This is a genomic window from Rhizobium sp. Rhizsp82 (genome assembly GCF_047325115.1).
Lineage (GTDB): Bacteria > Pseudomonadota > Alphaproteobacteria > Rhizobiales > Rhizobiaceae > Rhizobium.
In genome coordinates this window covers 801,648-816,112 of record NZ_CP168571.1, presented here as the reverse complement: position 1 = coordinate 816,112, position 14,465 = coordinate 801,648, and the positions used below count along the sequence as shown (strand labels likewise).

Sequence of the window (14,465 nt, the reverse complement as noted above, 5' to 3'; positions counted from 1 at the left end):
TGGCGCGCCGACCCATATGGTGGCGCGAAAAAGCGTTCAGCCCTGCAGGCTGGCGGCGACGTTGAGAAGCATGCGGCGGCAGTCTTCGAGTTCCGACGTCAGAATGAATTCGTCGGCCTTATGAGCGCGGGCGATGTCGCCGGGGCCGCAGATGATTGCGGGAATGCCGGCGCGCTCGAAGAGGCCGGCCTCGGTTCCGTAGCTCACCGCCGGGACGGCTGCCACGCCTGAGCCATCGCCGACCAACGCGGCGAGCGGGCTATCTACCGGGAGCGCCATGCCCGGATAATCGGAGATCGTTTCCGTTGCTACCTCGAAGCCCGTCGCCTCGATCTCGCGTGCCGCGGCCAGCACAGGCTGTAGAAGCGCGGAGGGCTCGATGCCCGGTACGGCGCGAACCTCGATGTCGAGCCGCGCATGTTCCGGGATGACATTCAGCGCCACGCCGCCGCTGACGATTCCAGCTTGAAGTGTCGAATAGGGCGGCGCGAAGAGCATGTTCTGCTCGGCCTGTTCCAGCCGCTCCGATTGCCGGACGGCTTCCGACAGCACGCTGGCGAGCGCGTGGATCGCATTACGGCCGAGATCGGGGCGCGAGGAATGGCCTGCCGTTCCCCTGATCGAGATGCGCACCGCCGCCTTGCCCTTGTGTGAAAGGATCGGCGCCATACCGCTCGGTTCGCCGACGATGCAGCCGGACGGCAAGGCGCAGAGCGACGGTATCGCAGTGATCATATGCGGCACCCCGCGGCAGCCCGCTTCCTCGTCGTAGGAGAAGGCGAAATGCAGGGGGCGGTCGAGGCGCATGGCGGCTATTTCGGGAACGAGCGACATCGCTGCCGCGAGAAATCCCTTCATGTCGCTCGTTCCCCGTCCGTATAGACGGTTTCGCTCGGCGCGGAGCGTGAAGGGATCGGACGACCATGTCTGACCTTCCGCCGGAACGACGTCCATATGGCCCGACAGGATCAGTCCCGGCCGCTCCACAGGGCCGAAACTGGCGAACAAGTTGGACCGGTCGCCTTCCGGGCCGGGAAGGATATGCACGCTCGCACCGAAGGACTGAAGATAGTCCCTGACATAGGAAACGATTGCCGCATTGGGTGTGCCGACGACCGACGGAAAACCGATCAGCCGGGCCAATATCTCCTGCACATCCGCCGTCATCCTCGCCCCTCCCCTAAAGCTCGATCAGCACGCTCTTCTGGCGGCGGTTCGACTTGTAGGCCTCCTTGCCGAGATCCTTGCCGATGCCGGAGCTCTTGTAGCCGCCGGTCGGCAGGATGTGGTCGCGCGAGCGGCCGTAGCGGTTGACCCAGATGGTGCCCGCCTCGATCCGCTTCGCCGCCCTCAACCCCTGCGAGAGGTCCGTCGTGTAGATACCGGCGGCAAGGCCGTAGGAGGGATGATCGCTGAGCACGAAGGCTTCCTCTTCGTCGTCGAAAGTCTGCAGCGTCAGCACCGGCCCGAAGATCTCCTCGGCGAGCGCCGGCGAATTCGCGGCGAGGTTCGCTAGGATCGTCGGCTCGTAGAAATAGCCCTGCCGTTCCATTCGCCTGCCGCCGATGACGCACTCCGCGCCACCTGCAATCGAGGCATCGACGATGGTTTCGATGCGCTGCAGCTGGCGTTCGGAAATGACCGGCGAATAGTCGCTTTCGGCGTCCCAAGTCGGCCCGGCGCGGTGCGTGGACATCGCCTCCGTGAGCGCTGCCAGCAGTGGCTCCGCGATACGCCGGTCGGCGATCACCCGCGTACCGGCGACGCAGGTCTGCCCGGCGTTCAGGAGAATGCTGCGGGCGATGCAGCCGGCGGCTTTCTTGAGATCGGCCGACGCGAAGACCACTTGCGGGCTCTTGCCGCCAAGCTCCAGCGTCACCGGCTTGATCTGCGACGAGGCGATCGTCTTCATGATCGCGCCACCCGCAACGGTCGATCCGGTGAAGCTCACCTTGGCGATATCGGGATGCGCGACGATGCTGGCGCCGGTCGTCGGACCGTCCCCGAGCACGACATTGACGATACCGGCTGGGATACCGGCGCGCACGGCGAGTTCCGCGAGATAGAGTGTCGAGAACGGCGTCAGTTCGGACGGTTTTAGCACGATTGCGTTGCCTGCCGCGAGCGCCGGTCCCATCTTCCAGCCGGCCATCGAGAGCGGCACGTTCCACGGGGTAATGGCGCCGACCACGCCAAAGGGCTCGCTGAGGATCATGCCGAGATGGTTGCCGTCCGTCGGCACGACGTCTCCGCCCTCCTTGTCGGCCATTTCGGCGAAGAAGCGGATCTGCTCGGCGGTCACCGCGACATCGATCGATACGGACTGCGCGATCGGACGCGCCGAGGAAAGGGATTCCAGCCGCCCGAGCTTTTCGCCCTCGGCGATAATCAGATCGGCCCAGCGATGCAGCGCCTCGGCGCGCAGGCGCGGACGCCATGTAGCCCAGCCGCTCGATCTCAGTGCGCTCGTTGCCGTCGAGACGGCCTGATCGACGATATCGGCACTGGCGATCGGGCAGCGCGCATAGCTGACGGCGTCGGACGGGCGCAGCAGTTCGATCTCCGGTGCGCCAGAGACAAGCCTGTCGCCGATCCAGTGGCCGAGGGGAAGTTCGATGTGATCGGGATCGAAGGAAATCGTCATGGCAAAACCGTCAGGAAATGGAATTGAAAAGAGACGGCGGCGCATGGCCGCCGGAAAGGCAAATGACCGCGGGGCGCAAACCCCGCGGCCGTTCGATCAGGCCTGTTTGACGCGCGGCGTCTGGCTGCCTTGCAGATTGCGGGTCAGGAGCGTGACGACGACGAGCGTGACGACGTTCAGGACGAGCGCGACGATGCCGACATTGAGATCGGCCAGCGGCGCCGGCAGGAAGGGGAAGAGCGCCGCAACAGTGCTCTTCGTCAGCGTGACCCAAGCAACGGTCGCCTCACCGACGATGACGCTGGCGAAGGCAGCCGTGCGCGTCACCGGGTTGTTGCGCATCAGGCTCGCCAGCAGGACCGGGAAGAGCTGCGTGACGAAGGCATAAGCCATCAGCAGCAGCGCAACGATCGTATCGCCGCCGCCAAGCGTGAAATAGACCGCAACCAGCATGACGCAGGGCGCCATCAGCTTGGCGACGAAGCCGACATGGGCGTCGTTCGCCTGCGGACGCAGCGGGCGATAGATGTTGTTGGCGACCAGCGTCGCCGCCGTCACCAGGATCATCGATCCCGGCACCAGGGCCGTCAGGACGCCGGCAGCACCGATGACGCCGACGAACCAGGGGTCGAAGGTCTGCAGCGAGATCTTGAACAGCGCCAGGTCGATATCGCCGCCCTGCAGGCCGGGGACCTGAAGCACGGTGGCAAAGCCGACGAAGAAGATGAACAGCAGCATCAACTGATAGATCGGCAGGACATAGGCGTTCTTGCGCAGCGCATCTTCCCGCTTCGCAGCGAAGGTTGCGGTGAACATATGCGGCCACATGTAGAAGCCAAGGGTCGAAAGCAGCACGGTGGAGACCAGCCAGGTCGAGCTCTGGCCGCTTTCCGGCAGCGCCAGGAAGCCGGGTTTTGCCTGATCGATCGCCTCGAACATCGCGCCGATACCGCCATAATAGTGGTACGGCAGGTAGAGGCCGAGGAACACCGCGACCGACATCACCAGGATATCCTTGACGACGGAGGTCCAGGCCGAGCCATGGATGCCGGAGACGAAGACATAGGCGGCAACGATGACGGCGCCGATCCAGATGCCCTGCGTCGACGAGATCGCCGAATACGAGGCGACGTTGATGATGATGCCGAGACCCTTGAGCTGCAGGATGAGATAGGGGATCAGCGCCACGACGCCGACGACGGCGACGAGAACACCGAAGGACCGGCTCTCATACTTGGCCGCGAAGAAATCCGGCTGCGAGATGAGCTTGCGCTCCTTGGCATAGCGCCAGATCGGCGGCAGCAGCCAGTAGGAAAGCACGAAGCACAGGCTGCCATAGCCCAGCATGTAATAGGCCGGCGCGCCCTTGCCATAGGCATAGCCACTGCCGCCCAGGAATACGAAGGTGGTGTAGATCTCGCCTGCCATCAGCAGGAAGATGATCATGGCGCCGAAGCCGCGGCCACCGACGGTCCACTGCTCGAGGTTCATGTCCTTGCCGCGGCGGGCACGAAGGCCGAGTGCCAGGGCGACGATGAGGATGCCGAAAATGAAGAAAAGGGCGCTGTTCACTTCCGCTCTCCTTCAGCTGCATCGCTGGCATGGGCGCCGGATGCCTTGTCGGAGAAATAGATGCAGGCCATGATGATCGAAGTCGCCACCAGCATCAGCGAATACCATCCGAGCATGAAGGGCATGCCCAAGATGAACGGCTTGACCTGGTTCAGAAAGAACGGGGCAACGAGAACCCCGCAGATCGGTATCAGACTAAGTAAATGTATAGGTCGCATATGTTCCATCCTCTATGAAGCGACTGGTCGATTATCCCGCTCTTCCGGCGGATTGCTCCCGCACCCCTCTCCTCCTGAGAGATGGTTCGGTAATTCCTGTGATGTCGTGTTTGGCGCTCTAGCGCCGCCCGCCGGCGAGCAGCCTGGCCTCCGGATCCCGCCGCAATCGCCACATGGCGATACAGCCGGCGAAGGGGCCGATTGCCAGCATGGTGAAGGCTCCGGGCCAGCCGAAGAGATCCCGCACTTCGGGCACCAGATGAATGCTGGCCATGGTCAGCAAAAACCCCGCGCAGGTCTGCGCCGTCAGCAGCGTTCCGACCGAACTCGGCTCGGCAAGCTCGGCGATCGATGCCGAAAACTGCGCGGAATCGGCGATCACGGTGATGCCCCAGATGATCGCGACCGGGATCAGCACGGCGAGTGGCGCGGCATAGAGCCAGCCGATCAGCGCTGCGCAGGTGCCGCTTGCGGCCATGGCCGTGATCGTCACGAAGGTACGCCCCCGGCGATCCGCAAGCATGCCGCCGAACCAGGATCCGACTGCGCCGACCGCGACGGCCGCGAAGGTCAGCCACGCCGCCTTCGCATCCGAGTTTTCCATGCCGCGATCCACGAAGGACTGGTGCAGGAAGACCGGCAGCCAAGCCCACATGGCGTAGAGCTCCCACATGTGGCCGAGATAGCCGAGATTGACCCGCCTCAGCGACGTGCGGCGCCAGCTCTGGGCGATCTTGCTCATATCGACCGCGCTGGCGCGGCGGATGTTCGGGCCGAGCTTGACGAAGCCGATCAGCACCGCTGCTGCCAGAGCAGAAGCCGAGGCAACGCCATAGATTGCCCGCCACTCGACATCGCCGGTCGCAGCCAAGAGATGCGGGCTTGCCGAACCCAGCGTCAGCGCCCCGACCAGCAGGCCGATGAGCAGGCCGAGATCGCGATTGGCCCAGGTCGCCGCCATCCGCATGCCGACGGGATAAACGCCCGCCATGCAGACGCCGGTCAGAAAGCGCAGCAGGATTACCGCGCCGCCGGTCGGTGGCAGGAAGATCAGGCAGCCGGTCGCAACCGCGGCGATCGCGGCGCAGAGCGCAAACAGCCGCCTTGGGTCGAAACGGTCGGCGAGCGACAGCAGGGCCGAAACGATGGTGCCGGCGACAAAGCCGATCTGAACCGCCGTCGTCAGCAGCGCCTCCTGCGAGGCGCCGATCGTATAATGCTGCTTGATGCCGGCGATCGCCGCGCTCGAAGAGAACCAGACGCTCATCGCCGCCACCTGCGCGGCGAGGATCAGTGCCAGCGATAGAGCCTTGCCAGTGCCAGGCGCGGCGAGCGGGTTGGCGCCGGGGGGTATCGTTCGCCCGCTCATCGGATCAGGCCCTCGCCTCGGCGGCCGGGGCAGGCTTGCCGACCCGGTGGAAGTCGCGGCCGAAATAGATCAGCCCGTCACGGTCGAGCTGGTTGCGGACCGCCTTCACGCGGCAGTAGAAAACGGTGTGCGTGCCGACTTCGGAGACGGAATCGACCTCGCAATCGATGGCGCAAACGGCGCCGTCCAGCGCCGGAGCGCCGGTTTCGAGAGTGCCCCAGCTGGCGCAGGCCAGCCGCTCGCTGATCGACAGACCCTTGGTCGCAAACTGCATGGCGACCGTCTTCTGCTCGGCCGAGAGCACGTTGACGCAGAGATTGCCGTTCCTGCGGATGATCTCGTTGTTGGCGCTCGAACGGTTGATGCAGACGAGCAGCGTCGGCGGCTCATCGGTCACCGAGCAGACGGCCGAAACCGTGCAACCCGCGAGACCGGCTTCGCCATTCGACGTGATGATGTTGACGGCGGCCGCCAGGCCGGCCATGGCATCGCGATACGCGGATTTGTCGACCACGTTCAATCCTCCTCCAGATCCCTGCAAGCCTTAGCGGGCGGCTGCGCCGCCGCGATATTGCGCGGCCGAATGTGTCGATGGCAGGCGCGCATGGCCAAACAGCTTGTCGCGATAGGTGCCGTCGGCATAGCTGGTCTTGTAGGCGCCCTTCTCCTGCAGCACCGGGATCAGCAGATTGACGACATCGTCGATGCTTTCGGGGGCGACCGTGCGTGACAGGTTGAAGCCTGCCACGCCGGTTTCCTCGCTCCAGCCGATAAGGGTGTCCGCCACTTCCTCAGCCGAGCCAACCCAGGGCGCCTGGCGGCTGCCGAGCACCATCTGCTCCAGGAGCTTGCGGCGCGTCCATTTCGGACCCGCAGCCTTGTTCATGATCTCGACATTCGAGGTGATCGCCTGGCTCTTGCCGGTCTCGATCGGCTCATCGATGTCATATTTCGAGAAGTCGATGCCGAGCGAGGCGGCGGCATGCACCAGTGCCGCTTCGGAGCTGACATAGCGCTTGTATTCCTCGAATTTCTCCTGCGCTTCGGCTGAAGTGTTGCCGAGCACCAGCGTGGCGCCGAGGAATACCTTGAGATCATCGGCCGAGCGGCCCTTGGCGACGGCGCGCGACTTGATGTCGTCGGTGATGCCGCGAACATCTTCCTTCTTCTGGCCGTTGACGAAGACGCATTCTGCATGGGTCGCGGCAAACTCGCGGCCACGCGGCGAAGAACCTGCTTGATAGAGAACCGGCGTACGCTGCGGCGATGGCGTGCAGAGATGCATCGCATCGACCTTGTATTGCGGGCCCTCATGATGGATGACGCGCACCTTGCTCGGATCGGCAAAGACCGCGTTGGCGCGATCCATGACGACGGCGTCGTCATCCCAGGAGCCTTCCCACAGCTTGTAGACCAGCGACATATATTCGTCGGCGAGATCGTAGCGGTCGTCATGGGCGACCTGGCCCTGCAGGCCGATGGCGCGCGCCGCGCTGTCGAGGTAGCCGGTGACGATGTTCCAGCCGATACGGCCGCCGGTCAGATGGTCGAGCGTCGACATGCGCCGGGCAAATAGGAAGGGCTGCTCGTAGGTCAGGTTGCAGGTGACGCCGAAGCCGAGATTCTTGGTGACCGCGGCCATTGCCGGGATGACGATGGTCGGATCGTTGGCCGGCAGTTGCACACCGCCGCGCACCGCCGCGTCTGGGCTGCCGCCATAGACGTCATAGACGCCGACCACATCGGCGAAGAAGATGCCGTCGAACAGGCCGGCCTCGAGCTTGCGGGCGTATTCCGTCCAATATTGTAGATCATTGACGCGCACCGACTGATCCCGCGGATGCGTCCACATCCCCTGCTGGATGTGACCCGGGCAAAACATATCGAATGCGTTGAGATGGATTTGGCGAGGCATTTATTGGCTCCCCCTCGTAAATGTTCGCTCTATCTGTCCACCATATTGGACTTTATGTGTCACTATGATGAGCGATTGATCTATGTCAAGGAATTTTCTGAAAGTGTGATCACGCCGCAGAACGCCCGCAGCACTGCACAAGCACGCCAGAACGCGGGCAGAAAGGCTTCGCATGGCAACGCAAAGCCGTCACTATAAGAGTACGGAACACACAAGAAAGTTGCGGATAGACATGCTCCGCCTTCAGGCAGCCCAGAGAATCAGGACCGCTCGATCAGGAATCGCGTAGCACGATCACCGCGTAGCGGCAGGGCCGGTCGCTCTCGTTGCGGAAAGTGCAGTCGTTCGGCGGCCCGAGTTCCAGGCAGTCGCCTTCCTTCATCTCATGGCGCGCCTCGCCTTCGAGGAAGACCAGTTCGCCATCGAGCACCCAGATGATGTGCTTGCGATTGATGTAGGACGCCGCAGGGAAGGACGATTCCTTGCCGGGCGGGAAATCGATATTGATGACATCGATCGGCGTCGCCGACCGCGGCGAGACATGGCGGCGCGCATAGCCGGTCACCGGATCGATCCAGACGGGCTGCTCGCCCTTGCGCAGCAGCATCCCCTCCTGCATCTCTGCACGCACCATCAGCGTCGACATGCTCATCTCGAACGCACCCGCAAGCCGCGCCAGAAGCATCGCCGTCGGGCTCGCCTCGCCACGCTCGACCTTATGGATCATCGCCCGCGACACGCTCGACCGCTTCGCCAGCTCCGTCAGCGACCAGCCGCGCAGTTCCCGCTCAATTCTCACCCGTGCGCCGAGACGCTCATCGATATTATCCAACATGCGGATATCATTAGCGTCTCACGCCCCTCCCCGGCAACTGCCGCAGCGAAACTGTCAGATACTTTAAAAAGCCTGAGAAAGCTGCCTACAGCAGCTTGTCCAGGGTGATCGGCAGATCGCGGATGCGTTTTCCGGTAGCGTTGTAGACGGCATTTGCGACGGCGGCGCCGACGCCGGTGATGCCGATTTCGCCGATGCCGCGGGCGCCCATCGGCGCCTGCGGGTCGGGCTCGTTCGTGTAGATGATGTCGATCTCGGGGACGTCCATCTGCACCGGCAAGTGATATTCGGCGAGCGATGCGTTGACGACGCGGCCGTAGCGTTCGTCGAAATTGGTCTCTTCGGTCAGCGCCAGTCCAATCCCCATGATGATGCCGCCCTTGAACTGGCTGATCGCCGTCTTGGCGTTGAGGATCACTCCGGCGTCGAAGGAGCCCAGGAAGCGCGATATGCGCGTCTCGCCGGTGATTTCGCTGACCCTGACTTCGCAGAATTGCGCGCCGTAGGAGTGCATGGAGAAGGCCTCCATTTCCGCCGGTGGCGGCGCTTCACCCTGAACGACAAGCTCGTCCCTCCCCGCGCGGCGCAGGATCGACTGATAGGATTCGAAGCGTGCTTTCGCGTCGCGATGGCCGATCCCGCCGTCTCTCGGCTCGACCTCGGCAAGCGACAGCCCGGCAAGCGGAGAGTCGTTTCCGGCGAGCTTCAGCAGTTCGTCGACGAAGATCTCCGTGGCCGCGATCACCGCACCTGCGATGGACGCCGTCTGCGTCGAGCCGCCAGCGATCACGCCGCGCGGCAGGGTGCTGTCGCCATAGTCAAAGGTCACGTCCTCGAATGGGATGCCGAGGCGGAGCGCGATATGCTCGGCCTGGGCGGTTGCCGTGCCCATGCCCATATCGTGGACAGCAGTGGAAACCGTTACTTTGCCCTCGGCCGTCAGCCGCATCCTCACGGCGCCGCCAGGGAAGCGGTGATAGGGATAGGTCGCGGTTGCGCATCCCATGCCGATCAGCCATTCGCCGTCGCGCTTCTGGCGCGGCACCATGCTGCGCGCGCTCCAGCCGAATTTCACGGCACCCTTCTCATAGCATTCAATGAGGCGGCGCGATGAAAAGGGCTTGCCGCTGGTCGGGTCCTTCTTTGGCTCGATGCGGCGGCGGAGTTCGATCGGGTCGAGCTTCAGCTTTTCCGCCAACTCGTCGATTGCCGATTCCAGCGCGAAGGTGCCGACGGATTCGCCGGGTGCGCGCATGAAGGTGTTGGCGAGCATATCCATATCGGCCACTTCTTGCGCGAGCCGGAAGGATCCGGCCGCATACATATGACGGGCCGGGAAGGTGAACTGCTCGGGGCAAGAATTATGCAGCGTCATCGCGACGATGCCGGTGTGGATCAGGGCGTCGAGCGTCCCATCCGCCTTGGCGGCGAGCGCGACATGCTGCTCGGTGACGGTGCGCCCGCCGACAAGACGGAAGACGCCTTCGCGGGAGAGCATGATGCGCACCGGCCGCCCGGCGAGTTTCGCTGCGGCACAGGCAAGGATCTGGTGGTCCCACAGGCATTTTCCGCCAAACCCGCCGCCGACATAGGGCGATGTGACGTGCACATTCTGCGGGTCGATCCCGAAGATGTCGGCGAGCTGCCCGGCAGTCAGATCCAGCAACTGGCTGGCATCGTGCATTCGTAGATGCTCGCCATCCCAGGCGACGGTCGCTGCATGCAGCTCGATGGCGTTGTGATTATGCCTGGGCGTCCGGTAGATCTGGTCGACGCTGACTTCAGCACGTTTCAGAGCGGCCTCGGCGTCACCGATCTCCAGGATCGGCGGCTGGCCGAGCAGTGTTTCAAGCTGCCTCGGTGTCTTCTTCGCCTCCTCGAATGAGGTGACAGCCGGCAAGGCCGCGTATTCGGTCTTGATCAGGCTTGCCGCATAATCCGCCTGCTCCTGCGTCTCGGCAAGCACACAGGCAACCGGCTGGCCGTTCCAGTGTATCTCGTCGTTCTGCATCACCGGCAGGTCGCTGGCGCCTGCGGCCGTCGGCGATGACATCATCAGCGACGGCGCCTTCATCCGTGGGGCGTTATGATAAGTCATGACGAGAATGACGCCAGGTGCCTTTTCTGCTGCCGCGGTCTCGATCGACAGAATGCGCCCACGGGCAATCGTGCTGAAACTCAAGGCCGCATAGGAGATGTTCTCATAGGGGTATTCGGCCGCATAACGGGCGCCGCCCTGAACCTTCAGCGGTCCGTCTATTCGCGAAACCGGGCGCCCGAGCGCTCCATGCCGGCGCAACATCGGATCCGATGTCACGGCGGGCTGCCAGCGGCCGGATTTTGCGGTGGTGGTTTCCGGCTGGGTGCTCATGCGCCCTCTCCCTTCAATTCGTTGAGGACGGCAACGATCGTTCGCTTGGCGAGCTCGATCTTGAAGCCGTTGTCGCGAAGTGCCTTTGCGGATGAGAGCTCGGCCTCTGCCGCGGCCCGGAAGGTCTTTTCCGTGGCCGGTTGCCCTCTCAGCGCCGCCTCCGCTTTCGAAGCACGCCACGGCTTGGGCGCGACGCCGCCAAGCGCCAGCCTGACATCGCGGATGTTGCCGGCATCATCGATGTCGAGCGCTGCCGCCACTGAGACGAGCGCGAAGGCATAGCTGGCCCGGTCGCGCACCTTGCGATAGGCGGAACGCCGGCCGAAGGATAGCTGCGGGATCTCGACCGCGGTGATCAGCTCCCGGGGCTGCAATTCGGTTTCGAGATCGGGACGATCGCCGGGTAGCCGGTGAAGTTCCGCAAGCCGGATTGAGCGCCGGCCCGACGGGCCCTCGACATGAACCACGGCATCTAGCGCCACAAGCGCCACGCACATATCGGACGGATGTGTCGCCACGCAGGACGAGGAGGCCCCGAGAACGGCATGATAGCGATCGAAGCCGCCGATCGCGTCGCAACCGGCACCCGGTTCGCGTTTGTTGCAATGAGAGGCGTTGTCGTAGAAATAACGGCAGCGCGTTCTCTGCAGGATATTGCCAGCGACGGTCGCCATGTTGCGGATCTGCGCGCTGGCGCCGGAGAGAAGCGCACGCGACAGCACCGGATAGGCAGATCGCACCCGCATATCGGCCGCAAGCGCCGTGTTCTTGACCGCTCCACCGATCATCAGCGTGCCATCGCCGGTCTGATCGATGCCATCGGCGAGTGCGGTGACATCGATCAGTGTCTGCGGACATTCGACTGTCTCCCGCATCAGGTCGACGAGATTGGTGCCGCCGCCGAGATATCTGGCGGCGCTGCTCTTTCCGGAGAGCTCGATCGCGGCGGATGGGGTGGATGCCTTCTCATAGGTGAAGAGGTTCATGCGCGTGCCCTCTCCTTCGTCTCGGCGGCGGTCTGGCCGGAATAGGTCTCGGCGATTGCCTCGATGATGCCGTTATAGGCTCCGCATCGACAGAGATTGCCGCTCATGCGCTCGCGCAATTCAGTTTCCGTCTGAGCGATCTGCTCAGCAGCCAGATCCCGGGTGATGGCGCTCGGCACGCCGCGGGCGATTTCCGCGGCCATGCCGATGGCGGAACAGAGCTGTCCCGGCGTGCAATAGCCGCATTGAAAGCCGTCATGCTCGATGAACGCCTTCTGCAGCGGGTGAAGATCGCCATTTTTGGCCAGGCCCTCGACCGTAGTGATGCTGCGCCCCTGATATTGGACCGCGAGCGCCAGACAGGAGTTGATGCGCTCCCCGTCGACAAGCACGGTGCAGGCGCCGCACGCCCCCTGGTCGCAGCCCTTCTTGGTGCCCATGAGGCCGGCATAGTTTCGCAAGAGATCGAGCACCGACGTGCGGATATCCGCAGTGACATCGATCGGCTCGCCATTGATGGTGAATTGCATAAGCGTTCTCCTTATGCGCTGACGGTTTTTTGAAACTTCACCCCAAGGGACCTAGAAAGCGGCGCCGAAGTTTCAAACGATTTGTGATGAGGATTTCGCTGCGTATCGGCGGCAAAGATCAACTCTTTGAATATTCGAGTCGATCCGATGCAATCGACCGTAGAAATGCGCTCGCGCGGCAAGTGTCAGAACGTCGCACCAAGCAACGCCCAAGTGCAGGCTTCAGCCTTTACTAAGGAGTCCCCGGCATAATGCTCGCCAAAGAGGGGCGGGCACGCGTCAGTGGGCAATAAATTAACGTGGACGAATAACGAGCTTGAAGACCTGGTCAGGCAGCTCGGCATTGCGCTTGAGGCATCCGGCATCGGGATCTGGCAGCACAATATCGCCAAGAACCAGACCCGGTGGGACGATCAGCTGCAGCGCATTTACGGCGTTGCCAAGGGCGAACACGACGTCATCTGGCTGGAGAGCGTGCATCCCGACGACTGTCCGGGTGCCAGCACGATCTTCAAGGCGGCCATTGCCAACAAGAGCGACTATGCCTCGGAGTTTCGCATCATCCGCCCGGATGGCGAGATCCGCCATATCCGATCACGGGCACAGTATTTCGTCGACGGGCAAGGCGAGCCCTGCTTCATCGGCGCCGAATGGGATGTGACCGAGGACGCATTGCGCAACCAGCAGCTCGCCAAGCAGCGCGAGGCGGCCGAGCAGAGCCGGGCGGAAGCGCGCTATGCAGCCGATCACGATTCTCTCACGAGCCTATTGAATCGCCGCGCCTTCGACGATGCCTTTGCGCGCCTGCTGCAAGCGTCCGAACCCGTTGCCTCGCTCTGTCATATCGATATCGACCGGTTCAAGGAGATCAACGACCGCTTCGGCCATGGCGGCGGCGATACGGTGTTGCGGCATGTCGGTTCCGTGCTTGCTTCGGGGATCGCCGGTGGAGAGATTGCAGCGCGCCTTGGCGGTGACGAATTTGCGGTTCTGTCGCTTTCGCCCGAGCCGGATCGAATGCGCGAGATCGTCGCGAGAATCCGCCAAGACCTGCATAAGCCGGTCTTTATCGATGGCGAGCCTTTCACCGTCGAATGCTCGATCGGCTACGCTCACGCGAGCGGCGCCGATGTTGCCGCGCTGCTGACGTCTTCCGACATCGCGCTCTACGAGGCGAAGAAGAACGGCCGCAATCGCGACCAGCTGTTTACGCCGGCACTTGCCGAGAAGCGCAACGCTGAAAAGCAGATGCTGCAGGAGTTGCGCAGCGGCCTGCACATCGGCGAAATCGTGCCCTTCTATCAGGTAAAGGTCCGCGCCAGCGACTATGCGATCTGCGGTCTCGAAGCGCTTGCCCGCTGGGAGAGCCCGAAGGGCTTGCGCATGCCGGGCGATTTCCTTGAGCTTGCTGCCGCCAACGGCCTGATGGACGCCGTCGATGACGCTGTCTTCCGCCGCGTGCTCTTCGATATAAATCGCTGGTCGATGGCGGGGATCAAGGTTCCGACGGTGTCGGTCAACCTCTCGGCCGCCCGCCTCGGCGATCCGTTGCTGCCCGGCAAGGTCAGCGCGCTCGGCATTGCGCCCGGCCAGATCAGCTTCGAATTCATCGAGACCATCTTCCTGGATACGCTGAGCGAGCAGGTGAAGCGCAATATCGAGCGCATCCGCCAGCTCGGCATCGATATCGAGATCGACGATCTTGGTTCCGGCCATGCCTCGCTGCTCGGCCTGCTTGAGCTCAGGCCCAATCGCGTCAAGATCGACCGCCACCTCGTGCTGCCGATCCTGAAGAGCGAGACACAGCGGCGGCTGATCGGCTCGCTGATCGACATTGCCCGCACGCTCGAGATCGAGGTCGTCGCCGAGGGTGTCGAGACGCTGGATCATGCCCGCCTGCTGGCCGGGCTTGGCGCCGATACGCTGCAGGGATACGCCTTCGGCCGGCCGCAGCCGGCGCAGGTGACACAGGCAATTCTGGAGACGGCCGCTGCCCGCAGGATGGAGATTGCCGGCTGAGATGGT

At 63.3% G+C, this 14,465-nt stretch carries 12 protein-coding genes; 1 reads left to right on the top strand and 11 read right to left on the bottom strand.

The genetic code is table 11. The features are described 5' to 3' along the window. Nucleotides 1–36: 36 nt before the first annotated feature. The 11 genes from argE to ACEN84_RS27940 form a co-directional block, all read right to left on the bottom strand. Nucleotides 37–1,167, bottom strand: a complete 1,131-nt coding sequence (gene argE, locus ACEN84_RS27990) for an acetylornithine deacetylase (protein WP_413712477.1) — start codon at nucleotides 1,165–1,167, stop codon at nucleotides 37–39. A gap of 13 nt (nucleotides 1,168–1,180) precedes the next feature. After that, complete coding sequence (locus ACEN84_RS27985) at nucleotides 1,181–2,644, bottom strand: aldehyde dehydrogenase family protein (protein WP_413712476.1); 1,464 nt, start codon at nucleotides 2,642–2,644, stop codon at nucleotides 1,181–1,183. A 96-nt stretch (nucleotides 2,645–2,740) separates the two neighbouring features. Continuing rightward, nucleotides 2,741–4,216 carry a sodium:solute symporter family protein gene (locus ACEN84_RS27980; protein WP_130281327.1) on the bottom strand — a complete coding sequence of 492 codons (1,476 nt, stop codon included), beginning with the start codon at nucleotides 4,214–4,216 and terminating at the stop codon, nucleotides 2,741–2,743. Beyond that, nucleotides 4,213–4,434, bottom strand: a complete 222-nt coding sequence (locus ACEN84_RS27975; RefSeq protein WP_413712475.1) for a DUF3311 domain-containing protein — start codon at nucleotides 4,432–4,434, stop codon at nucleotides 4,213–4,215. Before ACEN84_RS27975 ends, ACEN84_RS27980 begins: the two co-directional genes overlap by 4 nt. Nucleotides 4,435–4,552: 118 nt before the next feature. Next, on the bottom strand, nucleotides 4,553–5,803 hold the full coding sequence (locus ACEN84_RS27970; RefSeq protein WP_413712474.1) for an MFS transporter: 1,251 nt from the start codon (nucleotides 5,801–5,803) through the stop codon (nucleotides 4,553–4,555). A gap of 4 nt (nucleotides 5,804–5,807) precedes the next feature. Further along, nucleotides 5,808–6,317 carry a flavin reductase gene (locus ACEN84_RS27965; RefSeq protein ID WP_413712473.1) on the bottom strand — a complete coding sequence of 170 codons (510 nt, stop codon included), beginning with the start codon at nucleotides 6,315–6,317 and terminating at the stop codon, nucleotides 5,808–5,810. A gap of 30 nt (nucleotides 6,318–6,347) precedes the next feature. Next, nucleotides 6,348–7,718 (bottom strand): LLM class flavin-dependent oxidoreductase, encoded by a 1,371-nt coding sequence (locus ACEN84_RS27960; protein WP_413712472.1) that lies wholly within the window; start codon nucleotides 7,716–7,718, stop codon nucleotides 6,348–6,350. A gap of 274 nt (nucleotides 7,719–7,992) precedes the next feature. Beyond that, nucleotides 7,993–8,553, bottom strand: coding sequence for a helix-turn-helix domain-containing protein (locus ACEN84_RS27955; protein WP_112711037.1), 561 nt, complete (start codon nucleotides 8,551–8,553; stop codon nucleotides 7,993–7,995). Between the two features lie 85 nt (nucleotides 8,554–8,638). After that, nucleotides 8,639–10,924, bottom strand: coding sequence for a xanthine dehydrogenase family protein molybdopterin-binding subunit (locus ACEN84_RS27950; protein WP_413712471.1), 2,286 nt, complete (start codon nucleotides 10,922–10,924; stop codon nucleotides 8,639–8,641). Next, on the bottom strand, nucleotides 10,921–11,910 hold the full coding sequence (locus ACEN84_RS27945; RefSeq protein WP_413712470.1) for an FAD binding domain-containing protein: 990 nt from the start codon (nucleotides 11,908–11,910) through the stop codon (nucleotides 10,921–10,923). Before ACEN84_RS27945 ends, ACEN84_RS27950 begins: the two co-directional genes overlap by 4 nt. Beyond that, nucleotides 11,907–12,440, bottom strand: a complete 534-nt coding sequence (locus ACEN84_RS27940; RefSeq protein WP_413712469.1) for a 2Fe-2S iron-sulfur cluster-binding protein — start codon at nucleotides 12,438–12,440, stop codon at nucleotides 11,907–11,909. Before ACEN84_RS27940 ends, ACEN84_RS27945 begins: the two co-directional genes overlap by 4 nt. A gap of 282 nt (nucleotides 12,441–12,722) precedes the next feature. Here ACEN84_RS27940 and ACEN84_RS27935 point away from each other — a divergent pair, with 282 nt between their 5' ends. After that, entirely contained in the window at nucleotides 12,723–14,459 is a 1,737-nt protein-coding gene (locus ACEN84_RS27935; RefSeq protein ID WP_413712468.1) for an EAL domain-containing protein, read from the top strand. Nucleotides 14,460–14,465: the final 6 nt, after the last annotated feature.